Raw genomic sequence first — 25,196 nt, forward strand, 5'->3', positions numbered from 1 at the left:
TCGGCGCCAGCTCCGCGGCCCAGGGCAACTTTGGAAAATCGCGCAAGTCTTCGCTCCTAGTCGGCAACTCCCGAGACCCGGTCTCCGTCACCCTGCAGTCCCTTCAAGGAGATTCCGATGTCCGACACCTCTCGCCGTTCCATCCTGGCGCTCGCCGCCGCCGGTCCCGCCGTCGCCGTCGCGGGCGCCGCCCAGGCCGCCGCGGCGCCGGGCGCCCGGTCCGCACAGACGCGCCCCGGAGAGGGCCGCGCGGCCCTCATCACCGGCTCCTCCCGCGGGATCGGCGCCGCGACGGCGAAGCGGCTCGCCTCGGAGGGCTATGCGATCACCGTGAACTACCTGTCCGGCCGGGATCTGGCCGAGCAGGTCGTGCGGGACATCGAGGCCGGCGGCGGTCGGGCCATCGCGCGCCAGGCCGACGTCGCCGATCCGGCGGCGGTGGCGGCCCTGTTCGACGCCAACGACCAAGCCTTCGGGGGCGTGGATGTCGTGGTCAACAATGCGGGCGTCATGAACGTGGGCGCCTTCGCCCAGATGACCGACGAAGCCTTCGATCGGATGATCGCCACCAATGTGAAAGGCAGTTTCAACGTGCTGCGCGAAGCCGCGAAGCGGACGCGGGACGGCGGCCGCATCATCAGCCTGAGCTCCAGCATCACCCTCCAGCGCCCGCCCGGCGGCGGGGTCTACGCGGCCTCCAAGGCGACCCAAGACTTCTACACCAGCGCCCTGGCCAAGGAGCTTGCCGGCCGCCGGATCTCGGTGAACGCGGTCGCTCCGGGCGCCGTGGACACCCGGCTCCTGCGCCAGCACGGCGAGGCGGCGCTGGCTCCGATCCCCGGGATGACCCCGCACGGCCGGATCGGCCTGCCGGAGGACATCGCCAATGTGATCGCCGCCCTGTGCGCCGACGACGGTGCGTGGATTCATGGCCAGGTCGTCTACGCCAACGGCGGGATCGCCTGAGGACAGGCGCCACACCCCCGGCAGGGCCGCGCGCCGGCGCGCCGTCCTGCCGGGCGAGGCGGTCGACACCCGCCCGATCGTCCGTCTTATTTGCCTGATCGTCCCGAGGCGTTGGCGCGCGCGAGGGCCATGGCTAGGATCGTCCCATCGTGAGCGGAGACGGTCGGACATGAAGCTGAACCTTGGCGACAGAATTTCGGGCGTCCTGGACGCCCAGTTCATCGGCGACGGTCACTACATGACGCCGGTTCCGGGCCTGATCCTGATGCGGTCCTGTAGCCAGATGCCGCCGCAGCAGATGCTCTATCGTCCGACCCTGTGCATTATCGCCCAGGGCTCCAAGGAGATCATGGTGGGCGACCGGACCGTCCGCTACGGCCAGGGACAGACCCTGGTCGTGACCGTGGAGGCCCCGGTGCTCAGCCGCGTGATCGAGGCCTCGGCCGCCAGCCCCTACATCGGCGCGATCCTGGAGCTCGATGCCGGAATCATCCGTGACGTGGCGACCCGCCTAGGCGACCTCGAGACGACCGGCCCCTCCGGCTTCGGGCTCACGGTGCAGGATCTCGATGCGCAGATCACCGGCTCCCTCCAGAGATTGCTCGACCTGATCGGGGAGCCGAACGCCGTCGACATCCTGTATCCTTCGATCATGCGCGAGATCGCCTACTGGCTCTTGCGCAGCCCGGCGGGCCGCGCGGTGGCCCGCATGGTGATTCCGGACGGCCAGCCGCACCGCATCGCCCAGGCCATGTCGCATCTGCGCGACCATTTCGACAGCCCGGTCGACGTCAAGGCGCTGGCCAGGTCCGTCGGGATGAGCCCGTCCTCTTTTCACCAGCATTTCAAAGCCCTGACGGCGATGTCTCCGCTTCAGTATCAGAAGCACATCCGTCTGCTGGAAGCGCGACGGCGGATGGTCAGCGACGGCGATCAGGCCTCAACCGCCGCGGTCGCCGTGGGTTACGAGAGCGTGTCGCAATTCACCCGGGAGTACGCCCGGATGTTCGGCTCCCCGCCCCGGCGCGAAACCCGCCGGGCGCGGATGGCGCGCGTTCGTCCCGAAGGGTCCGCCGCCTCGCCGGAGGGCGCAAACGCAGCCTTCTGACGCTCAGGCCCCGCTCCGCTCGATCGTGCGTTGGGCCGCCCTGACGGCGGCGATGAAGGCGCCGAGGGCGGCCGGCACATGCCGACGCCCCGCGTAATAGAGGCAGAGCCCCGGGAACGGCGGCGACCACTCGGCCAGGAGGATCTCCAGCCGCCCCTCGGCGAGCGCGGCCCTTGCGAAGGTCTCGGGAACGAAGGCGATTCCCACACCCTCAAGGGCGGCCTCGACCATCAGCCCGCTGTGATCCAGCCCGAGGGTCCCGTCGACCTCCACCGCGGCCGCGGTCTGACCGCGCTCGAACTCCCATCGGTACAGCTTGCCGCTGGGCAGCCGCTGCCGGATGCACCGGTGATGTTTCAGATCGTCCGGCGTGGCCGGCCGGCCGTGGGCGGCGAGGTAGGCGGGCGACGCGACCGCGATGAAGCGCTGGGCCCCGCCGAACGGCACGGCGATCATGTCCTGCGGAACCGCCTCGGCGAGGCGTACGCCGGCGTCGAACCCCTCGGCCACGATGTCGACCAGCCGGCCCTCGATGACGAGGTCGAGCCGGACGCCGGGGTGCTTCAGCACGAAGTCGGGTACGACATGTCGGATGAGCCAGCGCGCGCCGCCCTCATTGGCGTTGACCCGAAGCGCGCCTGCCAGTTCGCCGGCGCCGGAGCGGACGTCCGCGAGGATGTCGTCAAGCGCGCCGAGGGTCGGAGACAGTCGCTCCAGCAGGCGTGCGCCGGCCTCCGTGAGGCCGACACTGCGGGTAGTTCTGTGCAGCAGCCGCACGCCCAGGCGGCGCTCCAGGGCGCGCAGCGCATGGCTCAGCGAGGACCGAGAAACCCCGAGCGTGTCCGCCGCGCCCCGGAAGCTCCGATGTCGCGCCACGGCGGCGAAGGCCTTCAGCTCGGAGAGGCTCACGTCTTCCATTGGTGTAAATCTCTCACCATCCCATGCGGATAGCGAGACCTTATCGCACCAGTCGATCAGGCGCATCTCCCGCTCAGACAAGGAGATCCTCATGAAAACCTGGCTTATCACCGGCGCATCCTCGGGCCTCGGCCTGTCCATGAGCCGCTTGCTGCTCGACCGCGGCGATCGCGTCGTTGCCGCGGTGCGACGGACCGAACCGCTGTCGGACCTGAAGGCCCGCTATCCGGACCGGCTGCAGGTGGTGACCTTCGACCTGAGCGACACGGCCGCCCTGCGGCGCGGGGTCGACGCCGCCTTCACCGCGGCGGGACGGATCGACGTGGTGGTCAGCAACGCGGGCTACGGCCTCTTCGGCGCCGCCGAGGAAGCGACCGACGACCAGATCGACAGACAGATCGCCACCAATCTGGTCGGGTCAATCCAGCTCATCCGGGCTGTCCTGCCGCGTCTCCGCGCCCAGGGCGGCGGCCTTGTGCAGCAGGTCTCCTCGGAGGGCGGCCAGGTCGCCTACCCGGCCTTCAGCCTCTACCACGCGACCAAATGGGGCATCGAAGGCTTCGTGGAGTCCGTCGCCCAGGAGGTCGAGCCCTTCGGCGTCCGCTTCACCCTCGTCGAGCCGGGTCCCACGGCCACGGGCTTCGGCGCCGGCCTCGACCTTGCGGAGCCCCTCGCCGCCTATGAGGCCACGCCGGCCGCCGCGGTGCGCCGGGCCGTCCTGGGCGGCGGCTTCGAGATCAAGGGCGACGCCGACCGGACCGTCGAGGCGATGATCGGCGCCGCAGACGCGGACCGTCCTCCGCGTCGTCTCGCCCTCGGCAGCACGGCCTACGACAATATCGAGGCGGCGCTCGTCGACCGGCTCGCCGAACTGCGCGGCCAGCGCACCGTGGCCTATGGGGCCGACCGGTCATGAACCGCCGGCTCGCCCTGGTCGTCGCCGCCGGCCTTGCGGCCTGCGCCCCGTCCGACCCCGCCCCTCCCCGCCCGGACTCCGGACCCAACGCCGTCCTCGGGACCTGGCGCATGGTGAGCGCCACGGTCGAGGACGAAGACGGCGTCAGCCGTCCCTACGGGGACCGCCCCAACGGACTTCTCGTCTTCACGCCCGAGATGCGGTTCATCGAGGTCCTCACCCCCGCCGACGCCCCGCCCTTCGCCTCCGGAGTCCGCGGCGAGGGCACGGATGCGGAAAACCGCCGCGCCATGGCGACCACCATCGGGTTCTTCGGCGTTTATTCGGTCGACGCCGACGGCGTCTTCACAGGCAATCGGGTCGAGGGCTCCACCTTCCCCAACTGGATCGGCGACGTCCGCACGCGGAAGGACCTCACCCTGGTGGTGCAGGGCGATCGGATGATCGAACGCTTCACCCGGCCGGACGGCGGCCGCGTCTCCGCCGAGTTCGAGCGCGTCCGCTAGAGCCGGATTCCCGTCACCCGCCCTCTAGCGGCGGGCGCTCACCGCGGCGCCGCCGTAGACGACGTGGCGCCGCATCTCGTCGCTGAACAGTCCGTAGAGCATCGGCAGGTCCGGACGGGACGCCGCATCCAGCGCCGCCAGATGGTCGGGCGACAAGACCAGATCGACGGCCTTGAGATTGTCCTCCAGCTGGCTGACCCGGCTGACGCCCGTCAAAACCGTGTCGACCCCGGGCCGCGACAGCGCCCACGCCAGGGCGACCCGGGCGGGCGGCGCGCCGATCTCGGCGGCGAGAGCCTTGAGGGCGTCGACGATGGCCCAATTGCGCGCGGTGAACAGGCTGTCGCCGAACGGATTGGGGCCGTCCAGCCGCGCCCCGCTCTCGCCGTCGCCGGTCCCCGCTTCCTTCGGCAAGCCGCCCGCGCGCGACGGGGCCGCCTCCACGGCCGCCCGATCGTATTTGCCGGTCAGCAGACCATAGGCCAGCGGACTCCACGGCATCACGCCGAGGCCCGTATCGCGCGCCAAGGGCAGGTGCTCGGCTTCCACCTCCCGGCTGACCAGGGAATAGAAATACTGCAGGGCGATCGGCCCCGGCCGTCCCTGCGCGGCCGCCAGGGTGACGATCCGGGCGACATACCAGGCCGGGGCGTTGGATATCCCCCAGTAGCGGATCTTGCCGGCCCTCACGAGGGCCGACAGGGTCTCGAGCAGTTCCTCGGGCGGCGTCACGGAATCCCAGACGTGAACCCAGTAGAGGTCGATGTAGTCCGTCTTCAGCCGGCGCAGCGACCCCTTGAGCGCGGCGTGGATATGTTTGGCGCCGTTGCCGCCGGCGCCGGGCCCGGCGGCAAAGCCGGCCTTGGTCGCCAGCACCAGCCGGTCGCGGCCGCCGCGCTGCGAGAGGATCTCGCCCAGCATCGTCTCGCCGCCGCCGGCGGCATAGACATCGGCCGTGTCGATCAGGTTGCCGCCCGCGCCGACATAGGCGTCGAACACCGCCTCGGCGGCGGACTGGTCCATGCCCCAGCGCGCCACGCCGAAGGTCATGGTCCCGAGCGCCAGAGGACTGACGATGAGGCCTGAACGGCCGAGGGGACGATAGGCGTCGAGGGGCATAGGAGAGCTCCGGTCTGTTTCGAACTGCAAACTGGACACGGCGAACGTTGAGCGGTAGCGGCCATTCATCACAAGGCCTCTTGAGTTCATCTCAATAATGGATCGCGACACCTGGAACGATCTGGCGGTCTTCGCCGCCATCGTCGAGGCCGGCGGCTTCACGCGCGCGGGCGCCCGCCTCGGCGTCTCGGCCTCGGCGCTGAGCCACCGGATGCGGCTGATGGAGGCGCGCATGGGTGTGCGGCTGCTGAACCGCACCACCCGCAGCACCGCCCCGACCGAGGCGGGCGAACGCCTTGTGGCGAGCCTGCGCCCCGCCATGGCGGAGGTCGACGCCGCCCTGATCGCCCTCGATGTCGATCGGGCCCGGCCGGCCGGCCGGGTGCGCGTCACCGCCCATCGCTCGGCCGCCTTCGGCCTGGTCCTGCCGCGTCTCGCACGGTTCGCGGACGACTATCCGGAGATCAGCGTCGAACTGACCGTCGATGACGGCCTGACCGATATTGTCGCCGCAGGGTATGATGCGGGGATCCGACGTCTGCCGTCCCTGGAGCAGGACATGGTCTCGGTTCGGCTGGACGACGGGGCCCGGCTCAGCATTGTCGCCGCTCCGGCCTACCTAGCCGCCTTCGGAGTGCCGGAAAATCCCTCCGACCTGAGCCGCCACCGTTGCCTCAGCTACCGCCTGCCGACGGCGGGCTCGCTCTACCGCTGGACGTTCGAGCGGGACGGCCAGACGACCACAATGGATGTCCCGGGCGGTTTCGTCACCAACGACATCGATGTCCTGTGCGAGGGGGCCGTCGCCGGCGTCGGCCTGGCCTGCGTGCTCGAGACCCAGGCCGCGCCCTACGTCAAATCGGGCGCGCTCGTCAGCGTGCTGGAGGCCTGGCGGCCAATGCTGCCGCCCAACTACCTCTACTATGCCGGGCGGCGGAACCCGCCTCCGGCCCTGCGCGCCTTCATCGACGCCATGAAGGCCCCGGCTCCCGCCGGGGCCTGACCGGAGTCACGCCCGGGTCCGCAACGGCTGCAGGACGGCCTCGGTCAGCGCGTCCTCCCGAAGGGGTCCCGCCGCCTCGGCGTACTCGGGGTCCTCGATCATGCCGACGAAGGCGTTCCGGTCGGGGTAGCGGACCAGGAGGACGGCGTCCCACGACTGGCCGTCCTCAGCCGACAGGGCCGGAAGGCCGTCGCCGAAATAGACGACCTCGATGCCGAACCGCGCGCCCACGGGACCCACGGCCGCCAGATATTCCGCATAGCGCGCACGGCCGCCCTCCGGCTTGAACCGCAGGAGATTGAGCATCACGACGGGCTGGCCATCGTCGTCGGCGACGAAGTCGGAGAGGGCTTCGGGGATGAGGGTGAGCATTGGACGGCCTTTGTTGACGATCGGCGGGACAAGCGGGCGATCGGCGCGGAGATCCGGGCCGGCCCCGGCCCGTGCGGTCGGTGGAGGAACAGTCGCGAGTCTAGCGCACGGGGGCCCTCGTCGCGCGGGTCTCCCGTTGCTCGATCCGCCGTATTGCTTGCCCGATAGACCGGGCCGCGACGCTTCAGACCGGGCCGCCCGAGAGACCACTGATCGCCTGAGGGACCCATACGCCGCGAGCGAACAGCCAGGTCGCGAGCGCGACGAAGGCCGTGGCCGCCAGAAGCAGCGCCGCGGTCGCCAGCCGCCAGACGGGATGAGGGCGCGCCCCCCGCGCCCGGATGAAGACCTCGGCGACGATCAGATTGGGGATGTAGAAGAAGAACATCATGATCGCGTCGAACCAGCCGGTGAACCCCCGCCCCTGGCCGAGGTCGCCGGCCAGCACCGACCAGGCGGCGTACTCCATCCGGTAGAGCCACGAGCCGACCGTCAGGGCGAACAGGCGGATGGCCCAGGCGCGGTGCCGGTCGTAGCGACCCGCCCGCGCATGCCGCCAGCCCTCGACGGCGCAGAGCACCATCAGGACGCCGTAGCCGCCGAAGCCCACGTCCATCAGCCTGCCGCCGATCGTTCCGGCGCCGAGAATGAAGCCCAGCCCGCCGAGGCCGGCCAGACCGGCCGAGATCACATAGGTCCGCCCCAGCCACCGGTGAAGCGCCGGCAGACGCCGCCTCAGCCTGCCGATCAACTGGATCGGGCCCAACAGCAGGAGCACCCCGCCGGCCGCGAAATGAACGCCGATCGCGAGCGTGGCGGCCGGCGCGGCGGCGTCGTGAAGTCCCGGGAGGGATTCGTTCCACCGCTCGGCCGCGCCGCGCAACGCGACGCCGCCGAAGAAGGCCAGGATGTAGATCGCGAAGATCGCCCCGCTGATCCAGGTCGCGGCGACCAGCAGACGCCCGCTCCATCTCAGGATCGCATCGGACCAGCCCCGGCCGTCCCCGCCCGCCCGCGCCGTGTCGGCGGAGCGCATTCGAACCTGAGATTGCGTCATGTCGCGGATGGCCCCTATCGGATCCGAGGCCCCCGCCCCGGCCGTCGAAGGTGAGGGGCTTCGCATCGGCGGTCGATGCCCAAATCTGGCGGAAACCTGCCTTATTCTTCAGGCCTGCGCGCGTCAGAGGCCTCCCCCCTCAGAATCCGAAGTCGAATTGATCGGTCGGGGCAGAGGATTGCGGCCTCGGCGTCGGGCCTTGAACGGGACGACCGCGACGCCCTGGAAGACGGGCGCGTCCGGGGCCGGGGTCCGGACCGGCGCCGCAGCAGGCGCCGGCATGGGGCGGGCCATGCCCGGCAGGCGCGGCGTTCTCGGGGCCTTGAGCGGCGGCGGGGGCAGCGGCCCGCCGCGCGTCCGCTTCCAGACCGTCAGTTCGCTCTCCCACCAACCGACCCGGCCCGGCGACATCCGGACGCGCCGGGGAAAAGCGCCGTCACGCTCCATGCGCCAGGCGGTGGAGCGACTGATGCTGGCGATGTGCTCCACCAAGGGCCTTTAGTACAGCCTTGTGATCCTGTTGGGGCTGAACGACGAAAAATGGTGGAGCTTTTCAAAGACCCCCTCGGAAGGCCGTTCAGTGGTCTTTGTCGCTAGCATCGCGAGCACGCGACCGCTTGCTAATGACCCGCTGCAGATATGACCGCAACACCAAGATCGGCGAAATCTTTGAGGCTCTCAAAGAGGCCGGCGTGCAAGAGCAAGCGGTTCAGGCCCGTGCAGATCGGCTGCTACTCCCCGAGGGGCGCCAGCATCAGGCGGGTGTTTCGAACTTCGTGTTGAAGTCGGAGGGAGCGCCCCGTCCCGCACCTCATAGTACGCTGGCCCTAGCCGGGAAGCGGATCTTCTGCGAATCCGCAAAGAGTCAGCAGCGGTCTTTCCCTTCGTCCGACCTCCATCCGCCACCGCGCAGCGGCGACAGAGATCATAGGATCCGGCAACTAATTTGAGGTTTCGGACATTCGCATCCGGGCCCCGATCTTCGAATGTGCAAATGCGATCACTCCGCATGAGACATCGAATGACCCAGTGGACCACCTCAGACATCCCCAACCAACGCGGTCGCACCGCCGTCGTCACAGGGCCGGGCGGGCTCGGTTTCGAGGACGCCCTCGCGCTCGCCAGAGCCGGCGCGAACGTCATCCTCGCCGGCCGCAATCCGGCCAAGGGTGAGGCCGCGGCAACCGCCATCCGCGACGCCGTCCCCTCGGCGGCGGTCCGGTTCGAGTTCATCGACCTTTCAAACCTCGCCGCCGTCAACGCTTTCGCAGACCGCCTCAAGGCCCAGCTCGACGGCCTGGACCTGCTGATCAACAACGCCGGGGTCATGACCCCGCCGAACCGGGAATTGACCGTCGACGGCTTCGAGCTTCAGTTCGGGGCCAACCACCTCGCCCACTTCGCCCTGACGGCCTGGCTTATGCCCCTGCTGAAGAAGGGGGAAGACGCGCGCATGGTCAGCGTGTCCAGCATCGCCGCGCGGCGGGGCGCCATCGATTTCGAGAATCTCAACGCCCAGCGCGACTATCGTCCGATGCCCGCCTACGCCCAGTCCAAACTGGCCTGTCTGATGTTCGCGCTGGAATTTCAGCGTCGCAGCGACGCGGCCGGCTGGGGCGTCTCGGGCATCGCCGCCCATCCGGGCATCTCGCGAACCCAGCTACTCTACAACACGCCCGGCGGGCATCCCCACCGGCGTCTGCGCAGCGCGCTCTGGTTCCTGTTCCAGCCCGTCGCCCGGGGCGCGCTGCCGACTCTCTACGCGGCGACGGCGCACGAGGCCGAAGGGGGCGGCTACTACGGCCCCGACGGCCTGGCCGAAACCCGGGGTCATCCCGCTGTCGCCCGCATTCCCCCGGCGGCGCTCGACCAGGCTGCGGCCGCCCGCCTCTGGGAGATGTCGGAACGTCTGACCGGGGTCCAGTTCGAGGCTCAATCATGATCCGTTCGTTCCCCTACGTTCAGGGGTGGCGTCTCGCCGCCCTTCTCGCCGTCCTTCTCCTCATCAACGCCCTGAGCCAGATTGACCGCATCCTCCCCTTCATCCTGGCGGAGGCGATCAAGACCGACCTCAACCTGACCGATACCCAGATCGGCCTGCTGACCGGCGCCGCCTTCGCCATCTGCTACACCCTGCTGTCCCTCCCGCTCGCGCGGGCCGCAGACCGGGGGTCCCCCCGGCGGGTGCTTCTGGTCTGTCTCATCGTATGGAGCGCCATGACCGCGTTCGGCGGTCTGGCGGGGAGCTTCGTGTTTCTCGCCCTGACGCGTTTCGGCGTCGCCGTGGGCGAGGCCGGCGCCCTGCCTTCGGGGCACGGTCTGATCGGCCGCCTGGTGTCTCCTGAACGCCGTGGCCTGGCCATCGGCCTCTTCTCCATGGGCATTCCGCTCGGCACCATGGTCGGCTTCGCCGCCGGCGGCGCGATCGCCGACGGCCTCGGCTGGCGGACGGCTCTGATCGCCTTCGGCGCCGCCGGCGGCCTGGCCGCGGCGCTCGCTCTGTTGGTGATCCCCCCGACCCCGGCCCAACCCCGCGGACCGGCGGACGCCCAGCCCTTCCTGGCCTCGGCGGTCCGGCTCGCCACCTCCTCCGGCTTCCGCTGGCTCATGATCGCCAGCCTCGCCCTGGGTTTCGGCAGCGCGCCCTTCTACGCCTTCTCCGCCCCCTTCCTGATCCGGACGCACGACTTCACCGCCGGACAGGTGGGGCTCGCCTTCGGCCTGCTGCAAGGATTGACCGGGGTGGCCGGGACCCTGCTCGGCGGCCGCGCCTTCGACCGCGCCCGGGCGGGGACCGGCCATGTGCTCCGTATACCGGCCGTCGGCCTTCTGATCGCCGCGCCCGCCATAGGCGCCGGCCTGTTCGCCCCGCAGGGATGGATGTCCATCGCCCTGTTCGTCCCGGCCATGTTCGCCTTCGCCTTCCTGCTGCCCGCCGCCTTCAGCGCGGCGCACCTGGTCGCCGGACCGGGCCGCCAAGCGCTCGCCTCCAGTCTGGTGATGATCGCCTCCGGCCTTCTGGGCCCGGCTGTGGGACCCGTACTGGTCGGCCTGATCAGCGACGGCGTGTCTTCCGCAGGGTTGGCCAACAGCCTCGGCGTCGGACTGCTGATCGTGCCGGTCGGCGTCATCCTCACCGGCCTGGCCTGCCTGGTCGCGGACCGCCGGATCCCCGCGGTCTGCGCGAGGGCGTTGTGGCCGTCTGAATCATCCCCCGCTCAACTGAGGAAACAGCCATGAAACATGAGACTGAAGACAGAGGTTCGCGACCCGCCCGGCGGGCTGTTCTGGGGGCGATGGGCCTGGGCGTCGCCGCCTTGGGCGCCGCCTCCGTCGCCGCGCCGGCGGCGGCCCAGGCCGGGCGCACGCAGACACACCCGGCTGGCCCCGCCGACCGGCCGCCGGCGCGCACCCGGTCCGTCCCGAGGACGGGTCAAAGCCTCACGACGCTGGGCCTCGGCACCTTCATGACCTTCGACGCCAGACCCGGGGACGACCGGACGCGCCTGCGCGAGGTGTTCCGTCGCTATGTCGAGGGCGGGGGGCGTGTCGTCGACACTTCGCCCCTCTACGGCTCCGCCGAGGTTTCAGTCGGCGCCTTCCTCGCGGATACCCCGTCGGATGAACTTTTCGTGGCGAACAAGATCTGGTCGACAGGGGAATACGCCGGCGACGACAGTCATGCCGTCGCCAGTCTCGAGCAGTCGAGGCTGCGCACCTGGCGAGACACCATCGATCTGATGCAGTGCCACGCCCTCGTGAACGCGGGGTTCGTCGTGCCCCTGCTCCAGGCCTGGAAGAAGGAGGGCCGCATCCGCCACGTCGGCGTCACCCACCACGAGAGCGGCCAGCAGGACGCCTTGGCCGCGTTCGTCGAACGGGGCGACGTCGACGTCGTCCAGACCAACTACTCCATCTTCGACAGGGCCGCGGAACGGCGTCTGTTGCCCGCCGCGGCGGATCAGGGCGTCGGCGTCCTCATCAATCTGCCGCTGGAGAAGGCCCGGCTGATGCATGTGGTGCAGGGGCGCCCCCTGCCCGACTTCGCCCGGGAGTTCGAGGCCTCCACCTGGGCGCAGTTCTTCCTCAAATGGGTGATGGGCCATCCGGCGGTCACCACCGTCCTGTGCGGCACCTCAAACCCGAACCACGCGAGCGACAACGTCCAGGCGATGTACGGCCCCTTGCCGGACGCGGCCATGCGGCGGCGGATGGTCGCGCACATGGAGACCCTCCCGGGCTTCTCCGACATCGGTCGAATGCCCTGGTATCCGGGCAAGGACAGCCAGTATCAGGGGCTGATGCGGGCCTCACAGGCTGCGATGCGGGATCGGTTGACGGGCTGAGCGTCTGCGGCCGCGAAACTCTTCGCAGGGTGACGCCCGACGCGACCCCCGAGCGTCCCGCATCCGGCCGTCAGCGACAGGCGCAGTCCAGGCGATGGCCGGCCTGCGGAACGTCGGCGGTTTCCCCCGCCCCCGCGGCAGTCAATGCCTTGCCCGGCGGCGGGTCGAAGCGAGGCCGCGCGTCAAAGGATCGGGCAAATCATCGTTTCGATACGGCAAGACCCGTCCGACGGGCCCGTGCTCCTCTTGGCCCACCCCAGACGGAGACCCAGCCCATGTCCGACACCTCCCGCCGATCCCTCCTGGCCCTTGCCGCCGCAGTCGCACCCACCCTCGCCATGGCCGACGCCGCCAAGGCCCAGACCGCGGCCGCCTCCGGCGGCGTCCAGCCCCGGGCCGGAGCCGGCCGCGCCGCCATCGTCACCGGCTCGTCCCGCGGCATCGGCGCCGCCACCGCAAGGCGACTGGCGCGCGACGGCTTTGCGGTCACAGTCAACTATCTGACCAACGCCGAGCTCGCCGCCCGGGTCGTGCGCGACATCGAGGCGGCCGGCGGGCGCGCCATCGCCCGTCAGGCCGATGTCGCCGACCCGGCCGCCGTCCGCGCCCTGTTCGACGCCAACGAGCAGGCCTTCGGCGGCGTGGACGTCGTCATCAGCAACGCGGCCATCATGAACACCGCGCCCTTCGCCCAGTTCGAGGACGAGGCTTTCGACCGCATGATCGCCACCAATGTGAAGGGCAGCTTCAACGTCCTGCGGGAAGCCGCCCGCCGCACCCGGGACGGCGGACGTATCGTCACCCTGGCTTCCACCTCCATCAAGGCCAAGCGGGCCACCCACGGAGGCTACGCCGCCACCAAGGCCGTTCAGGAGATCTATGCGGGCGTCCTGTCCAAGGAGCTCGCGGGGCGCCGCATCTCGGTCAACGCCCTGGCCCCGGGACCGACCAATACGAGCCTGCTCGACGTGCCGCCGCCCCTGCGCGCCCAAGCCGCCCAGATGACGCCCTATGGCCGCATCGGCGAGCCGGAGGATGTCGCCAACGCCATCGCCGCGCTCTGCTCGACGGACGCCGAATGGATCAACGGCCAGATCGTCTACGCCAACGGCGGCTTTCTCTAGGACGGCCTGAACGTCCGCGCGCGCCGGTCGCCGACGCGGCGGCCCACCGGCCGCTTCGGCGCGATCTTGCGCGGTGGTCGACGTCCCCGCACACGAGGTGCGTCAATCTGCGCTTGCCGAATCCAACGCCAAAATTGCCCAATCCTCCGGACGCCGTTGTTCAACTTCCGCTGCGAGCGTAGGATTCGGTCATAAACAGCTGCGGACGTCGATCATGGCCACCGAACTCACCTCGGCGATTGCCGAAATCCTGGACGCCGAGGGTGTGAGCAACGGCGCCTATGACACGCCCGTACCCGGCCTTCGCCTGCTGCGCACCCACGCCTCCGTAGCGCCGCGTCACATGCACTACCGGCCGTCGCTGTGCCTCGTCGCCCAGGGTCGCAAGGAGGTGCTGGTCGGCGACACCACCATCACCTACGGCGACATGCAGTCGATGATCGTGACGGTCGAGGTTCCTGTCCTGAGCCAGATGAAGGCCTCGGCCGAGGAGCCCTATGTCGGCGCCGTGCTGGAGCTCAACCCGCAGATCATTCTGGAGGTCGCCACGCAGCTTGAGGCCGGCGGGGCCCCGCGAGGCAAGCCGGGATCCGGCCTGGTCGTCCAGAACATCGACGCCCATGTCGCGGCGTCCATCCTGCGTCTGCTCGACCTCGTCCGCCACCCGCAGGGCGTCGAGATCCTTTATCCGGTGGTCATGCGCGAGATTTCCTACTGGCTCCTGACCGGTCCGGCCGGCGGCAATGTGGCGCGCCTGGCGATCCCGGAGGGCCAGCCCGCGCGCATCACGAAGGCGATCCAGCAGATGCGTGAAAGCTTCGATGCGCCGATCAGCGTCCCGGACATGGCGAGGACAGCCGGCATGAGCGCCTCCTCCTTTCACCAGCATTTCAAGATGCTGACCTGCATGTCCCCGCTCCAGTACCAGAAGCATCTGCGCCTGCTGGAAGCGCGGCGCCTGATGATGACCGACGGCGAAAAGGCCGGGAACGCCGCCCTGTCAGTCGGTTACGAGAGCGTGTCCCAATTCAGCCGCGAGTTCGCGCGCATGTTCGGCGACTCCCCGCGTCGGCAAACCCGGGCATCTGAGCCGCGGTCCGCCCGCCCGGGGTCGGAAGATCACGGCGCCGGGATCGGCGCGGCTATGGGCTGATACCGGAGGGCCCGGCCTCCGGCCGCTTCCGACGGCGCGGGTTCGGGCCTCAGTCGAGCACCCCCAGCGCCCGATAGAGCGGCAGGATCGCCTGAATAAACCGCTCGGCCATCTCGGTGAGCACCTCCAGGTTCTCTTCCGGCGTGACCATCTCCCGATCGTTCTTCACGGCCCGATCGCCCGTGGTCTGGAACACCGCCCAGGTCGAGGCGGCGAGCGCCGAGGCCTCGCGATCGCCGGCCAGCCAAGCCCGCAGGAACAGCTGGACCGGCCTCGGACAGGCCAGCCCCCCGCCGATCACGGGCGCCGCCAGATGTTTCAGGGCCGGACCGGTCACCGCCCGCTCCAGGACATGGGCGTTGTAGGCCCGTGAGCGCGCCGCCTCTTGCGCCGACGGGACCCGAGCCGGCCGCAGCACCTCCATCCCGACCAGGACCGTGAGAGCCGAAACCGCGTCCATGGTCCGCAAGGTCGTCAGACCGCTCGCCGCCACCACCTCCGGCAAGGTCTTGGGCCTGTAGTCCTCGGCCGCCAAGGCGTCGACGACCGGCCCGTACACCTCAGCGGGCAGCACTGCCTCGCCCAGCGCGCCGCTCACCGCCAGGACGATTTCGTCGCGTGCGCTGGCGAGGACGAACGCTTGCCCGGCCCAGAACCGCTCTTGCTCGGCTACGGTCATGCGGACCAGGCCCTTCACAAAGACATCGGGCCGGAAGCGCTGATTGACCATGAAGTCGCGCACGGCCTCCCGCAGCTCCAGCGGTTTGCAGCGATCAAGAAGGGCGACCGCCTCGGGCGTCAGATTGAGGTCGTTGACGCGATCAAGCACGCGCGCCGAGGCGACGAAGGTCAATTTGGCCTCGGCCATCGCGCCCGCGACATCGGCGAAATAGGGAATGTGCCAGTCGGCGTTCAGATATTCGTGGGCCAGGTAGCTGCGATTTTTCTTCGGGAGACCGGACGCCAGGTTCGCGGCCGGCTTTACCTCGGCGAAAAATTTGGGGCTCGCCCCGACCACGTCTTTCAGGAAGTCGAGGGCGCGTTCGACGCCGCCGGGATCGTCCACGCCGGCCGCCGCGCCGGCCGGCCGGTCTCGCCCGAGTTCAAGGAGGTGACGCACCGGCGCCAGGGCCGACCAGCCCGGCTGGGCGTTGTAGCTGACATAGGCGACGCCGCCGGGCCGCAGCCGCAGGCGGATCAGACCCAGGATTGCCTGTCGGTTGGCCTCGGAGATCCAGCTCCACACGCCGTGCAGGGCGATAACATCAAACATCGGCAGGTCCGCCCGAGCGCAGAAGTCCGCGAACCCCTCCTCGGACAGGACGACGTCCGCGCCCGAGGCCTCCGCCAGCCGTTCGGCATGGGCGACATGGGCCGGGTTGAAGTCCACGCCCCAGAAGACGCCGGCGTTCGCCGCCGCATGGATGTTGACCGACACCCCGCGCCCGAAGCCGAGCTCCAGGTAGGTCGGCCGATCGGGAATGCGGCAGCGGACGCCCGCCGCGTGGCAGACGAACCGGAGATGATCCGGCGCGAGGTTGGGATAGTAGCCGGAGGTGTACTCCGTGCCGGTGTAGTAGCCGTCCGTCCACTGCATGGAGGCCCGATCTCCGAAAGGCGTCGTCAGGCGCCGATGAAAGGAAGCGAGGCGGGGCCGGTCCGCCATTGGGAAACCCCTAGCGGACCACCCGACCGTCGCGCAGACGCCCGATCAGAACGGCCAGGGCGCCGCCCGCCAGCACCAGGTTCAGCGCGGCAAACCCGAACTCCAGCCGCGACAGATGCAGGGCAAGGGTGAAGGCGGTCAGGACGGTCAGGCCGATGGCGGAGAAGGCCATCACCACTCCGCCGCCTCGCCAGGCGACGAGCGGCGCCAGGACGCCGAGCGCCAACGACAGCTCGATCATCCCCACGGCGCGGACAAGGGTCAGATCAACCCCCTGCGACCAGCCGAGCAGATGGCCGAGCATCTCCTGCGACTGGGTCAGCTTGGCGTAGGCGGCGCCCGTGAAGAACATCGCCAACCAGGCCTGCAGGGTCCAGAGCGCCATATGGAGATAGAAGCCCCTCAACCGCCGTTCAGTCGTCGGGCGCGCGGCGCCGTCGGCGTGCCGCAACGTCTCAAGACGGCGAACAGGAGGCTGCGGCGACCATCCGACGACGCGGGGGCCAGGCCTCGCGCTCCTCGGTTCCGGTCCGCTAGCCGCAGAGGTTCCGGGTGAAACCGGCCGCCTTCGCAATTGGTGCGGGGCTCCGTGCAGTCCGTTGCGATCCTCAGTGGCGATCCTCATGTCGCAGCGACGCCCAGACCGCCTGACGGGGGTGGACTTTGGCGATCGACGCCGCCAGGTCTCGGCGGGACGGACGGCGGGCGCCGACCAGCTCGCCGTCCGCCGATCCGCGCGGCCGCCTTTCTCGCCCCGGCCGCGTCATTGAGGCGGGCGAAGGCCAATTGCGGCGCAATCCGACTCCAAAGTCGCAGGAGGCCCGCACGGCCGACCGCTGCCTCCCATACGCCGCGTTCAATCCCGGCGATTGCGGCCCGCGCCACCGCCTCGGCGGAAAGGACCCGACCGCGGCCGATGGGGAAGCGGTCGCGCAGCGGCGTATCTGTGGGGGGCGGCGCGATCTCGAACACCTGAACCGCGGACTCCGCCAGTTGCGCGCGTAGCGCGCGGGTGTAGGCGTGGAAGCCGGCCTTGCTGGCGCTGTGAATCGGTGCCGCCGCCAGCGGCACATAGGCGAGGCCGGAGGTCACATTGACGATCGCGGCCTGCGGCTGGGTCTTCAGCAACGGGAGGAACCGGGCGACCATCCACATCGCCCCCTTCAGATTGACGTCGATCTCGGCGGTCAGCTCGGGCGAACCTCGATCCGCCAGCAAGTCCAGCCTTTGCATCCCGCCCGCACAGTTGACGAGAACGTTCAGCGCCGGAAAGGCGGGGGCCAGTTCATCGAAGAGTTCGGCCACGGCCGCCGGGCGGCTCACATCGCAGACCGCTATGTGCAGGTCGGGTAACCTCGCCTGCGCAGCCTCCAAGGATTCCGGCCGGCGTCCGACGATGATCACCGTGTTGTCGCGCGCCAGGAGCTGTCGTGCGAGTTCCAGACCGATTCCGGAGGATCCCCCGGTGATCAGGATGGTCGCGTGCATCAGTCGCATTGGGGATGAACTTCCGGCTGCTTTGCGGTCAGGATCGCCGACGCCTTCAGCATGCGGACTTAGGCGTGAAAGCGAATGTCCAAACCGCCTTGTTATTTGCCTAAAACTACGGACCGTCTTGTGGGGGTTCGCGGGACGGCCTAGGCTTTGTCATCCCCTCAGCGAGACCGCCCATGAACAGCGAGTTGAACGCCGTCATCACACGGATACTGGACGCCCACATCGGCCCCGACGGCTTCTATGCGACCCCGGTTCCCGGCCTGACGCTCATGCGCTCCACCCTTGCCCTGCCGCCCCAGCACATGCAGTACCGGCCGAAGATCTGCTTCGTCACCCAGGGCGCCAAATCCATCATGGTCGCGGACCGCACCGTGACCTACGGAGCCGGGCAGACGCTGGTGGTGACCGTCGAGGTGCCGGTCCTCAGCCAGATCGTGGAGGCGACCCCGAACCACCCCTTCACCGGCGCCACGCTTGAACTGGACCCGGAGATCATTCTCGACGTCGTCACCCGGCTTGAGCCCATGAGCCATCTGCAGGGCCCGGCCGGCTTCGGCCTGGTGGTCAACGACCTCGACGCCCAGATGACAGGCTCGCTGCTGCGCCTGCTGGATCTGATCCGCCAGCCCCAGGCCGTGGAGATTCTCTATCCGGCGATCATGCGCGAGATATCCTACTGGCTGCTGATCGGGCCGGCCGGACGCAATGTGGCTCGAATGGTGCTGCCGGAAGGCCAGCCGCTCCGCATCGCCGCGGCGATCGTCTACATGCGCGAGAATTTCGACGTGCCGATGAGCGTGGCCGAACTGGCCGGCAAGGCCGGCATGAGCCCCTCAACCTTCCACCAGCATTTCAAGGCCCTGACCTCGATGTCGCCGCTTCAGTACCAGAAGCAGCTCCGACTTCTCGAAGCCCGACGCCTGATGGTCACCGAGGGGGTCAAGGCGGGGGTTGCGGCCGTGTCCGTCGGCTACGAGAGCGTGTCCCAATTCAGCCGGGAATATGCGCGCATGTTCGGCGCGCCGCCGCGCCGGGAGGCCCAGCACGCCAAGGCCGACCCCGCCCGGTTCGCCGCCCTTCTGGACGGCGGCTCGACCGCCATTCACTGACGAGGGTCCGGACGCATCTCCTCTAGCGGGCGACCTTGGCGAAGTCGCCTCCGCTGTCCGTCACGCCTCTGCGCCTGGCCGGTTTCGTTCGGCGCCCGGCCGGCTTGGCGGGTCAGGGCTTAAGAAGGCCCCGGTCGACCATGCTCGTGGCCGCAGCGACGATCACGTCGTGCGGCGCGAGGCGACCAGTCCAGTCCCGCCGCGCCTTGTCGTTCGAGGTCGCCTTGGCGTAGCCGAGATTCTGAACGACCGGCCGAAGTTCGCGCCCGCAGGACCAGGTTCAGCAGGATGCATTCCGGGACGCGTGCCGCAGCGCCCCCGAGCTCGCGGCGCAGGAGGGGTCATGCCGAGCAGATGGGCGGCCGCCACGTCGCGGACGTCCACGATCGGAATGTACAGGTCCGGGAAGGCCGGCATCTCGCCGTCGAGCATATGCCGGATGAGGTGGTTGGAGCCGGAGACGGCCTGCCCCGGCACCGGCCCCATCACCGCCACCGGAAGCATCGTCAGGGTCATTCGCCCCGCCCTCGGCCGCCATGAAGGCCCAGGCGGCGCGCTCCGCGAGGGTCTTGCTCTGGCCGTAGGCGTCGACGCCCGGCCCCTCGGGATTGGTCCAGTCGGCCTCGGTCAAGATCTGACGGCTGCGCCGGTGACCCCAGCTCACCGTATGGAAGGCGGAGGTGAGGACGACGCGGTCGACCCGCGCCGCCGGGGCCGCCCTGAGAACGCGCAAGGCGCCGTCGACCGAGGGGACGATCAGTTCATTCTCATCGGCGACGCGTCCCGGCCGCGCCGGGGATGCGATGTGGAAGAGGACGTCCACGCCGGCGAGCGCCTCGGCGCAACCCGCGTCGCTCAGAAGATCCGCGGCGACGAACTCAAGCCGTCCGGCCTCGGTCATTCCCGCAAATCCGATCACGCCAACATCGCGCCGGGCGCTCGCGTCTCGATCAGTCGCCGCAGCCGAGACGCATCGTCTTCCCCCACGGGATTGTAGACGACCAGGGCAAGCTCGGGACGGCCGCTGACGGCGAAGGTAGAAAACTCCAGCTCGATTCCCCCGACCTCGGGCGGGTTCAGGCGCTTGACGCCGCCTCCGGGCGCCGCGACGTCGTCGCCCCGCCACAGTGTCTCGAACTCGGGACTCTCGCGGGACAGCTCCTCGGCCAGTTCGGTCATCTCGACGCCCGCGCCGGCGCGGGCCGCATCGGCGCGGAAGGTCGCGACAACGAAACGCGCCACGCTCCACCAGTCGTCCTGCGCCGCCCGGACACGCGCATCCCGGAAGATCAGCCTCAGGACATTCCGCTCCCGGAGCGGCAGGGCTCCATAGTCGTTCAGCGCGATGGAGGCCCGATTCCAAGCCATCACATCCCAGGTCGCCGTCTTGATGATGGCGGGACTCCAGGGCATGGCGTCGAGCACCCGCTGCAGTCGCGGCGTAATCCCCTCGCCCGGCCGATAGCGGACATCCGGCGCCCGCCCCAGACCGATCAGGAACAGATGCTCACGTTCCGCCTCGGTCAGCATCAGGGCGGTCGCGAGCCGTTCGAGCGCATCCGCCGACGGCGCCCCGCCGCGCCCCTGCTCAAGCCAAGCATACCAGGTCGGGCTGATGCCCGCCCTCTGCGCCACCTCCTCCCGCCGCAAACCGGGTGTTCGGCGCCGGCCGACCGGGTAGCCGAGCGAGACCGGCTCCAGGGCCGAACGGCGGCTGCGCAGATAGGCCCCCAGTCGACCCTCGGAGTCTGACATCGGATTAACCCTTATAACAGGATAAGATCACGACTTTAACACGGTAATCAGACACGGCACACACCGTTCCTCATTTCCCGAGGAGACAAGAGATGCGCGTGTTCATCACCGGAGCGACCGGCTTTATCGGCTCGCAAATCACCGCCAAACTGCTGTCGGCAGGGCACGAGGTGCTCGGCCTTACAAGGTCCGTGCGCGGGGTGGCGGCCCTTGAGGCCGCAGGCGCGGCGGCTCACCGCGGCGACATCGATGACCTCGACAGCCTTCGCGCCGGCGCCGCCGACAGCGACGCGGTGATCCATACCGCCTTCGATCACGACTTCAGCCGTTACGCCGCCAACTGTGAAAAGGATCGTCGCGCCATCGCCGCGCTCGGCGAGGCGCTGGGGCGGGGCGCACGTCCGCTGATCATTACGTCTGTCACCGGCATCGGCTCTTCCGCGCCGGGCGAGCCCGCCGCCGAGGGCCATCTCGACCTGGCCCACCCCATTCCCCGGGTTGCGTCCGAACAGGCCGGAGAAGCCCTCAAGGCCGAGGGCGTCAATGTCATAACGGTCCGGCTTCCCCAGGTGCACGATACGGTCCGACAGGGGCTAATCTCGCCCTTTATCGACATCGCTCGAGCCAAGGGCGTCTCCGCCTATCTCGGCGCAGGCGCCAACCGGTTCTCCGCCGCCCATGTATCGGACGTCGCACGGCTCTACCGTCTCGCTCTTGAAGGCGGTCACCGGAACGCGCGCTACCACGCCGTCGCGGAAGAGGGCGTCACGCTGCGCGCGATCGCCGAAGTCCTGGGCGCCGGTCTCGGAGTGCCCGTCGTCTCCATCCCGGAGCACGAGGCCGGCGACCATTTCGGGTATATGGCGCCCTTCGCCGGTCTCGACCTGATCGCCTCCAGCGCCTGGACCCGGGACCAACTGGGCTGGACGCCCGAGGGTCCGGATCTGCTGTCGGACCTGCGCGCCATGGAGTACACGCCGCTCCAGGCGGGTTGACGGGCCTTTCGCACGGCCGGGCAATTTCGGAGCCCTGGGCAAGTTTCTCGGCCATAAGGGCATCGCCGCCGGGGACGTCCGCCTCTAGCCTCTCTCTCATGGTGACGGCGACAGCGGCCCCTCGAAACCGCTGTCCCGTCATTCCAGACATCGGATCGGCTTCGCCTTCCCCCGGCCCGCCGATCCGGCAGGGATCGCCCCTTCCCTGACCTTAGGCGATCCCCCGCAAGGCCACCGAGGCCCTCCCCCCCAGCCTCGGTGGCCGTCCTGGGGCCGAACGGCCGACAATCCCGCCGCCGCCATTTTGAACGCTCACGCCCTGGCCCGCGCCGCGCGACCGACCGGCGAAGAGCCTCTGACCTCGTCTGCCCCGAGCCGCAGCGGGCGTGCGCGCGCCGACTCGTTCGGGATGGCGGAGGAAGAGGCAAGACAAAGCGAGGATCGCATATCCCGTTCGTCCGCTTGAGGCGGGATGCTCTCGTCACCGTCGCCTTTCCGCCTGCCTTTCGCGCGCTCGTCGCCCGGGAACGGCGGCCGGCGCGTCGGCGTCGAGGGAGGCCCAGGTTGGACACATTGAACAGAGCGCACGCGGTCGATCGCGTTGTGGGCGAATTCGCCGAGGTCGGAGCCCTGACCCGATCCGTCGCCGCGCGCTTCGAAGGCGTCTTTCACACCTATCGCGAAGAACTCCAGCAGTTGGCCGACGCCGCGCCGACACTCGCGGATGCGGCGCGCGATGTGATCGCCGTCCTCCAGGCCGCCGGCTCGGCCTTTTCGGCGGCCTTCCCCAACCAGCCCGCCATAGACTGCGCCGCCGGCTGCGCCTTCTGCTGTCACCTGCCGGTGGCCGTCCCGCCGGGCGTCGCGGAGGCGATCCGGGATCACGTGGCCGAGACCTTCCCCAGCGAGGCGCGGTCCGCCCTGCTGGTCCGGCTCCGCGCCGCCGAAGCTCTCGCCGCCGTCGCCGACCCAACACGTCTGCGCCACCGGTGCCCGCTCCTGGGCGCCGACGACCGCTGCTCCGTCTATCCCGTCCGCCCGATCTCGTGTCGCGCCTTCACCTCGCCGTCGGCGAGGCGGTGCGAGGCCCTGATCGCCGGAGCGGCGCCGGAAGGCGGCATTCCCCAGAACGCCTCCCTCTTCCGGCTGCACAGGGACGCCACGGCCGTGCTTGAACAGACCGCGCGCGGTCGCGGCGCGTCCCCCATGCAGAAAGACTTGGCCGGCGCCCTGCTCGACGCGATGGGCCGTCCTTCGCCGGACGCGCCCCCGCCCGCGCCGGGAAGCCTCGCATAGCCGGCCGCCGGCCGGGCCGACGCGCGAAGGGACGCCTTGAACTCCGGCGGCGCTCCGTCGGCCGAGCCCCCCCGGAGCTGACGGCCAGATCGCCTGCGGAGGCGTCACCGGAGAGGGTCGGACGCGCCCGTGCGTTCGCGGCGGAACACCATTCCCCCGTGTCGAAGTTCGTCCTCGCTGACGAACGTGCCGTCCGCCGTGAAGCCGGTATCGTCCCAGTAGTCGATATGGGTCCCGCGGACCTCGTAGCGGCCCTGGTAGGCGCTTCGGCGGGAGCCCCGAGCTTCATCGTAGCGTCCGTCCGAACGCAGTTCCTGGCGGATCCGTCCGTCTTCGGTGACCCACATGCCGACATAAGGGTGTTGCATCGTCGTCTCCTGTCCTGAAAAGAGGGCGTCAACGGCCCGGGACCCGGTCGTCGCGAACCCGGCCGCCCCGAATCCGGCGACCGCCAGAGCAGTCGCCGCGCCGAAACTCGTCCGGCGCGTCCGACCGGGCGTCACGGCCGACCTCCGTCGACCGGCGCCGGGAGCGGCACCCGGCGCAGGATGTCGTCATAGGGTGCGAGGTCGAGGAAGGCGTTGACCTCCACGGCCCTGCCGTTCTCCAGCCGCAGGATCCACGCATAGGTGTTGCGATAAGACGCGCCGTCCGCGGCCGTGGTCTCCCCGACCCAGTTGACGATCACGTGGTCTCCATCCGCCCAGACCCGGTGAGAGAGCGGCCGCACCGGCGCGATGAGCCGCGCCGAGAAGGGCGTGACGGCCTGCGCCACGAAATGGTCGCGGCCTCGGAAGGTCCCGGCGCTGGGGCCGGACCCCTCAATGGTCCAGACGACATCGGGCGACAGGACCGTTTCGAAAAAATCGCCGCGGCCCGCGGCCCACCGGTCAAAGGCGGCCGTAACGAGCCGCCGGTTGTTTTCCGTGATCGAGGCCCCGGGCGCAGCGGAGCGGCTTGACGCAGCCGGCGGCGGCGCGGTGGTCGCCGCGTGGGCGAACGCCGCCGAAGCGGGCCCGCCGGTCGCGGCGAGCGCCAAGGCACCGGCCAAACAGGCCCAGGGTCTCCGTGGGAAAGCGGTCGTCATCGGCTTGGTCTCCTGTCAGTTCCGGCCCCTTCATCTGACGTCCGGAGGGTCGGAACGGATAGGCCGGTTGTCCGGGATGCTTGCACGATCGTCCGGATGTGACCGGCGGCGCTTCGCCGACGAGCGCCCAGGTGAGATAAGGCGGTCATGGACCGCCTCTCGACCCTCGTGGACCTTATCGGACGCCATGCGCCCGGCGACGGCGCGTTCACCTCCCCGCTGCCGGGCGTGAAGCTCATCCGCGCCTCCGCCCCCACCTGCCGATGCCGGTGATCTATGAACCCACGATCTGTATCGTCGCCCAAGGTCGCAAACAGGCCGCGCTCGGCCGGACGCGCTACATCTACGACCCGGCCCGCTATCTGACGGCCTCGATCAACCTGCCGGTGATGGGATCGGTCATCGAGGCCAGCGAGGCGAAACCCTATCTCTGCCTCCAGCTCGATCTGGACGTGACCGAACTCGCGGATCTCGTCCTTCGCCACCCGCCCCCCGCAGGCGCCTCGATCGGCCCGGCGGAGGGGCTGGCGTTGAACGACGTCAGCCCGGCTCTTCTGGACGCCGCCGCCAGGCTCCTCAGCCTTCTGGACACGCCGGACGACCGCGACGCCCTCGCGCCGCTGGTCACGCGCGAGATACTTTATCGCCTCCTCACCGGACCCGGCGGCGGCGTGATCCGCCACATGGTCCAGGCGGACAGCCGGCTCAACCAGATCTCGCGCGCCATCCTGTGGATCCGCGCTCGATACCGGCAGCCCTGCCGCATCGAGGACGCGGCGGAGATCGCGGGCATGAGCCGTTCGACATTCCACGAACATTTCCGGGCGATCACCTCCATGAGCCCGATCGCGTTCCGGACCCAGTTGCGCCTGCAGGAGGCGCGCCGGTTGATGGTCAGCGAGGCCGCCGACGCCGCTAGCGCGGGTTTCGCGGTCGGCTACGACAGTCCGTCCCAGTTCAGCCGGGATTACGCGCGTCTGTTCGGCGCCCCGCCGGCGCGCGACGCCGAACGCCTGCGCAGCGAAAGCGGTGCGCGAGGCCTGCCGACCTTTGGCGACGCGACGGCCGACCGCGAAACTTCGCACGCATGAAACCTCATCCTCATCCGAACGAGCCCGGTCAGTGGACGCTGCTGGAAAGCCGGGGCGGCGCCACCCTGTGGAAGCGGGGCCGGCGTCTGTCTCCGCTTCCCCGGGGGTCGCC

General features: G+C 69.6%; 26 protein-coding genes. 14 read left to right on the plus strand and 12 right to left on the minus strand.

The window, feature by feature from the left end; all coding sequences use genetic code 11:
* Positions 1-117 precede the first annotated feature (117 nt).
* Together FKQ52_RS08600 and FKQ52_RS08605 are read left to right on the plus strand one after the other, a co-directional pair.
* On the plus strand, positions 118-966 hold the full coding sequence (locus tag FKQ52_RS08600; RefSeq protein ID WP_141626806.1) for an SDR family oxidoreductase: 849 nt from the start codon (positions 118-120) through the stop codon (positions 964-966).
* 169 nt (positions 967-1,135) lie between these two features.
* Positions 1,136-2,074: an AraC family transcriptional regulator gene (locus FKQ52_RS08605; RefSeq protein WP_141626807.1), complete on the plus strand. Its 939-nt coding sequence runs from the start codon at positions 1,136-1,138 to the stop codon at positions 2,072-2,074.
* Positions 2,075-2,077: 3 nt separating this feature from the next.
* On the opposite strand, the gene FKQ52_RS08610 is transcribed toward FKQ52_RS08605, so the two are convergent.
* Positions 2,078-3,058, minus strand: a complete 981-nt coding sequence (locus FKQ52_RS08610) for a LysR family transcriptional regulator (protein WP_240811599.1) — start codon at positions 3,056-3,058, stop codon at positions 2,078-2,080.
* A 25-nt stretch (positions 3,059-3,083) separates the two neighbouring features.
* Here FKQ52_RS08610 and FKQ52_RS08615 point away from each other — a divergent pair, with 25 nt between their 5' ends.
* Together FKQ52_RS08615 and FKQ52_RS08620 are read left to right on the plus strand one after the other, a co-directional pair.
* The gene (locus tag FKQ52_RS08615; protein ID WP_141626808.1) at positions 3,084-3,908 is read left to right on the plus strand and encodes an SDR family oxidoreductase; all 825 of its coding nucleotides are present in this window, start codon (positions 3,084-3,086) and stop codon (positions 3,906-3,908) included.
* The gene (locus FKQ52_RS08620) at positions 3,905-4,414 is read left to right on the plus strand and encodes a lipocalin-like domain-containing protein (RefSeq protein ID WP_141626809.1); all 510 of its coding nucleotides are present in this window, start codon (positions 3,905-3,907) and stop codon (positions 4,412-4,414) included. The genes FKQ52_RS08615 and FKQ52_RS08620 overlap by 4 nt, the downstream gene beginning before the upstream one ends.
* A 24-nt stretch (positions 4,415-4,438) precedes the next feature.
* Here the strand turns inward: FKQ52_RS08620 and FKQ52_RS08625 are convergent, their stop codons facing one another.
* Entirely contained in the window at positions 4,439-5,533 is a 1,095-nt protein-coding gene (locus FKQ52_RS08625) for an aldo/keto reductase (RefSeq protein WP_141626810.1), read from the minus strand.
* Between the two features lie 97 nt (positions 5,534-5,630).
* On the opposite strand from FKQ52_RS08625, the gene FKQ52_RS08630 reads away from it, so the two are divergent.
* Positions 5,631-6,536, plus strand: a complete 906-nt coding sequence (locus FKQ52_RS08630; protein ID WP_141626811.1) for a LysR family transcriptional regulator — start codon at positions 5,631-5,633, stop codon at positions 6,534-6,536.
* A 6-nt stretch (positions 6,537-6,542) separates the two neighbouring features.
* Here FKQ52_RS08630 and FKQ52_RS08635 read toward each other — a convergent pair whose 3' ends face one another.
* The 3 genes from FKQ52_RS08635 to FKQ52_RS08645 all read right to left on the minus strand — a co-directional run bounded on the left by FKQ52_RS08635 (position 6,543) and on the right by FKQ52_RS08645 (position 8,454).
* On the minus strand, positions 6,543-6,908 hold the full coding sequence (locus tag FKQ52_RS08635) for a DUF1330 domain-containing protein (RefSeq protein ID WP_141626812.1): 366 nt from the start codon (positions 6,906-6,908) through the stop codon (positions 6,543-6,545).
* Positions 6,909-7,092: 184 nt separating this feature from the next.
* A complete protein-coding gene (locus FKQ52_RS08640; RefSeq protein ID WP_141626813.1) occupies positions 7,093-7,944 on the minus strand; it encodes a DUF2306 domain-containing protein in 852 nt (283 codons plus the stop codon).
* A 144-nt stretch (positions 7,945-8,088) separates the two neighbouring features.
* Positions 8,089-8,454, minus strand: coding sequence for an AlpA family transcriptional regulator (locus tag FKQ52_RS08645; protein WP_255431392.1), 366 nt, complete (start codon positions 8,452-8,454; stop codon positions 8,089-8,091).
* Positions 8,455-8,986: 532 nt separating this feature from the next.
* Between FKQ52_RS08645 and FKQ52_RS08650 the strand changes: the two genes are divergently transcribed.
* The 5 genes from FKQ52_RS08650 to FKQ52_RS08670 all read left to right on the plus strand — a co-directional run bounded on the left by FKQ52_RS08650 (position 8,987) and on the right by FKQ52_RS08670 (position 14,588).
* Positions 8,987-9,907, plus strand: coding sequence for an SDR family oxidoreductase (locus tag FKQ52_RS08650; protein ID WP_141626814.1), 921 nt, complete (start codon positions 8,987-8,989; stop codon positions 9,905-9,907).
* Positions 9,904-11,205 (plus strand): MFS transporter, encoded by a 1,302-nt coding sequence (locus FKQ52_RS08655; protein ID WP_141626815.1) that lies wholly within the window; start codon positions 9,904-9,906, stop codon positions 11,203-11,205. The genes FKQ52_RS08650 and FKQ52_RS08655 overlap by 4 nt, the downstream gene beginning before the upstream one ends.
* Positions 11,202-12,311, plus strand: coding sequence for an aldo/keto reductase (locus FKQ52_RS08660; protein WP_141626816.1), 1,110 nt, complete (start codon positions 11,202-11,204; stop codon positions 12,309-12,311). The genes FKQ52_RS08655 and FKQ52_RS08660 overlap by 4 nt, the downstream gene beginning before the upstream one ends.
* Positions 12,312-12,586: 275 nt before the next feature.
* Positions 12,587-13,435 carry an SDR family oxidoreductase gene (locus FKQ52_RS08665; RefSeq protein ID WP_141626817.1) on the plus strand — a complete coding sequence of 283 codons (849 nt, stop codon included), beginning with the start codon at positions 12,587-12,589 and terminating at the stop codon, positions 13,433-13,435.
* Between the two features lie 214 nt (positions 13,436-13,649).
* Entirely contained in the window at positions 13,650-14,588 is a 939-nt protein-coding gene (locus FKQ52_RS08670; protein ID WP_141626818.1) for an AraC family transcriptional regulator, read from the plus strand.
* 49 nt (positions 14,589-14,637) lie between these two features.
* Here the strand turns inward: FKQ52_RS08670 and FKQ52_RS08675 are convergent, their stop codons facing one another.
* From FKQ52_RS08675 to FKQ52_RS08685, 3 genes are all read right to left on the minus strand, one after another.
* Positions 14,638-16,185 carry a class I SAM-dependent methyltransferase gene (locus tag FKQ52_RS08675; protein WP_168196818.1) on the minus strand — a complete coding sequence of 516 codons (1,548 nt, stop codon included), beginning with the start codon at positions 16,183-16,185 and terminating at the stop codon, positions 14,638-14,640.
* A 79-nt stretch (positions 16,186-16,264) separates the two neighbouring features.
* Positions 16,265-16,639, minus strand: coding sequence for a DoxX family protein (locus FKQ52_RS16440; RefSeq protein WP_168196819.1), 375 nt, complete (start codon positions 16,637-16,639; stop codon positions 16,265-16,267).
* A 236-nt stretch (positions 16,640-16,875) separates the two neighbouring features.
* Positions 16,876-17,742 carry an SDR family oxidoreductase gene (locus FKQ52_RS08685; protein ID WP_205750729.1) on the minus strand — a complete coding sequence of 289 codons (867 nt, stop codon included), beginning with the start codon at positions 17,740-17,742 and terminating at the stop codon, positions 16,876-16,878.
* Between the two features lie 182 nt (positions 17,743-17,924).
* Between FKQ52_RS08685 and FKQ52_RS08690 the strand changes: the two genes are divergently transcribed.
* On the plus strand, positions 17,925-18,860 hold the full coding sequence (locus tag FKQ52_RS08690; RefSeq protein ID WP_141626822.1) for an AraC family transcriptional regulator: 936 nt from the start codon (positions 17,925-17,927) through the stop codon (positions 18,858-18,860).
* Positions 18,861-19,140: 280 nt separating this feature from the next.
* Here the strand turns inward: FKQ52_RS08690 and FKQ52_RS08695 are convergent, their stop codons facing one another.
* The gene (locus FKQ52_RS08695) at positions 19,141-19,761 is read right to left on the minus strand and encodes an NAD-dependent epimerase/dehydratase family protein (protein WP_205750730.1); all 621 of its coding nucleotides are present in this window, start codon (positions 19,759-19,761) and stop codon (positions 19,141-19,143) included.
* A gap of 14 nt (positions 19,762-19,775) precedes the next feature.
* The gene (locus FKQ52_RS08700) at positions 19,776-20,615 is read right to left on the minus strand and encodes a helix-turn-helix transcriptional regulator (protein WP_141626823.1); all 840 of its coding nucleotides are present in this window, start codon (positions 20,613-20,615) and stop codon (positions 19,776-19,778) included.
* 92 nt (positions 20,616-20,707) lie between these two features.
* On the opposite strand from FKQ52_RS08700, the gene FKQ52_RS08705 reads away from it, so the two are divergent.
* A complete protein-coding gene (locus FKQ52_RS08705; RefSeq protein WP_141626824.1) occupies positions 20,708-21,610 on the plus strand; it encodes an SDR family oxidoreductase in 903 nt (300 codons plus the stop codon).
* A gap of 603 nt (positions 21,611-22,213) precedes the next feature.
* A complete protein-coding gene (locus FKQ52_RS08710; protein WP_205750731.1) occupies positions 22,214-22,906 on the plus strand; it encodes a YkgJ family cysteine cluster protein in 693 nt (230 codons plus the stop codon).
* Between the two features lie 104 nt (positions 22,907-23,010).
* On the opposite strand, the gene FKQ52_RS08715 is transcribed toward FKQ52_RS08710, so the two are convergent.
* Together FKQ52_RS08715 and FKQ52_RS08720 are read right to left on the minus strand one after the other, a co-directional pair.
* Positions 23,011-23,274, minus strand: a complete 264-nt coding sequence (locus FKQ52_RS08715; RefSeq protein ID WP_141626826.1) for an Atu4866 domain-containing protein — start codon at positions 23,272-23,274, stop codon at positions 23,011-23,013.
* Positions 23,275-23,405: 131 nt separating this feature from the next.
* Positions 23,406-23,993, minus strand: coding sequence for a nuclear transport factor 2 family protein (locus FKQ52_RS08720; protein WP_141626827.1), 588 nt, complete (start codon positions 23,991-23,993; stop codon positions 23,406-23,408).
* A 269-nt stretch (positions 23,994-24,262) separates the two neighbouring features.
* Between FKQ52_RS08720 and FKQ52_RS08725 the strand changes: the two genes are divergently transcribed.
* Positions 24,263-25,084 (plus strand): AraC family transcriptional regulator, encoded by an 822-nt coding sequence (locus tag FKQ52_RS08725; RefSeq protein WP_240811600.1) that lies wholly within the window; start codon positions 24,263-24,265, stop codon positions 25,082-25,084.
* The last annotated feature ends 112 nt before the right edge of the window (positions 25,085-25,196 follow it).

The sequence above is a fragment of the Brevundimonas sp. M20 genome (assembly GCF_006547065.1).
Classification (GTDB): Bacteria; Pseudomonadota; Alphaproteobacteria; order Caulobacterales; family Caulobacteraceae; genus Brevundimonas.

Excerpts from the sequence above, each read along its gene's own strand:
- FKQ52_RS08600 (WP_141626806.1), top strand. The coding sequence starts at position 118 with ATGTCCGACACCTCTCGCCGTTCCATCCTGGCGCTCGCCGCCGCCGGT.
- FKQ52_RS08605 (WP_141626807.1), top strand. The coding sequence starts at position 1,136 with ATGAAGCTGAACCTTGGCGACAGAATTTCGGGCGTCCTGGACGCCCAG.
- FKQ52_RS08610 (WP_240811599.1), bottom strand. The coding sequence starts at position 3,058 with ATGCGCCTGATCGACTGGTGCGATAAGGTCTCGCTATCCGCATGGGAT.
- FKQ52_RS08615 (WP_141626808.1), top strand. The coding sequence starts at position 3,084 with ATGAAAACCTGGCTTATCACCGGCGCATCCTCGGGCCTCGGCCTGTCC.
- FKQ52_RS08620 (WP_141626809.1), top strand. The coding sequence starts at position 3,905 with ATGAACCGCCGGCTCGCCCTGGTCGTCGCCGCCGGCCTTGCGGCCTGC.
- FKQ52_RS08625 (WP_141626810.1), bottom strand. The coding sequence starts at position 5,533 with ATGCCCCTCGACGCCTATCGTCCCCTCGGCCGTTCAGGCCTCATCGTC.
- FKQ52_RS08630 (WP_141626811.1), top strand. The coding sequence starts at position 5,631 with ATGGATCGCGACACCTGGAACGATCTGGCGGTCTTCGCCGCCATCGTC.
- FKQ52_RS08635 (WP_141626812.1), bottom strand. The coding sequence starts at position 6,908 with ATGCTCACCCTCATCCCCGAAGCCCTCTCCGACTTCGTCGCCGACGAC.
- FKQ52_RS08640 (WP_141626813.1), bottom strand. The coding sequence starts at position 7,944 with ATGCGCTCCGCCGACACGGCGCGGGCGGGCGGGGACGGCCGGGGCTGG.
- FKQ52_RS08650 (WP_141626814.1), top strand. The coding sequence starts at position 8,987 with ATGACCCAGTGGACCACCTCAGACATCCCCAACCAACGCGGTCGCACC.
- FKQ52_RS08655 (WP_141626815.1), top strand. The coding sequence starts at position 9,904 with ATGATCCGTTCGTTCCCCTACGTTCAGGGGTGGCGTCTCGCCGCCCTT.
- FKQ52_RS08660 (WP_141626816.1), top strand. The coding sequence starts at position 11,202 with ATGAAACATGAGACTGAAGACAGAGGTTCGCGACCCGCCCGGCGGGCT.
- FKQ52_RS08665 (WP_141626817.1), top strand. The coding sequence starts at position 12,587 with ATGTCCGACACCTCCCGCCGATCCCTCCTGGCCCTTGCCGCCGCAGTC.
- FKQ52_RS08670 (WP_141626818.1), top strand. The coding sequence starts at position 13,650 with ATGGCCACCGAACTCACCTCGGCGATTGCCGAAATCCTGGACGCCGAG.
- FKQ52_RS08675 (WP_168196818.1), bottom strand. The coding sequence starts at position 16,185 with ATGCAGTGGACGGACGGCTACTACACCGGCACGGAGTACACCTCCGGC.
- FKQ52_RS16440 (WP_168196819.1), bottom strand. The coding sequence starts at position 16,639 with ATGGCGCTCTGGACCCTGCAGGCCTGGTTGGCGATGTTCTTCACGGGC.
- FKQ52_RS08685 (WP_205750729.1), bottom strand. The coding sequence starts at position 17,742 with ATGCACGCGACCATCCTGATCACCGGGGGATCCTCCGGAATCGGTCTG.
- FKQ52_RS08690 (WP_141626822.1), top strand. The coding sequence starts at position 17,925 with ATGAACAGCGAGTTGAACGCCGTCATCACACGGATACTGGACGCCCAC.
- FKQ52_RS08695 (WP_205750730.1), bottom strand. The coding sequence starts at position 19,761 with ATGACCGAGGCCGGACGGCTTGAGTTCGTCGCCGCGGATCTTCTGAGC.
- FKQ52_RS08700 (WP_141626823.1), bottom strand. The coding sequence starts at position 20,615 with ATGTCAGACTCCGAGGGTCGACTGGGGGCCTATCTGCGCAGCCGCCGT.
- FKQ52_RS08705 (WP_141626824.1), top strand. The coding sequence starts at position 20,708 with ATGCGCGTGTTCATCACCGGAGCGACCGGCTTTATCGGCTCGCAAATC.
- FKQ52_RS08715 (WP_141626826.1), bottom strand. The coding sequence starts at position 23,274 with ATGCAACACCCTTATGTCGGCATGTGGGTCACCGAAGACGGACGGATC.
- FKQ52_RS08720 (WP_141626827.1), bottom strand. The coding sequence starts at position 23,993 with ATGACGACCGCTTTCCCACGGAGACCCTGGGCCTGTTTGGCCGGTGCC.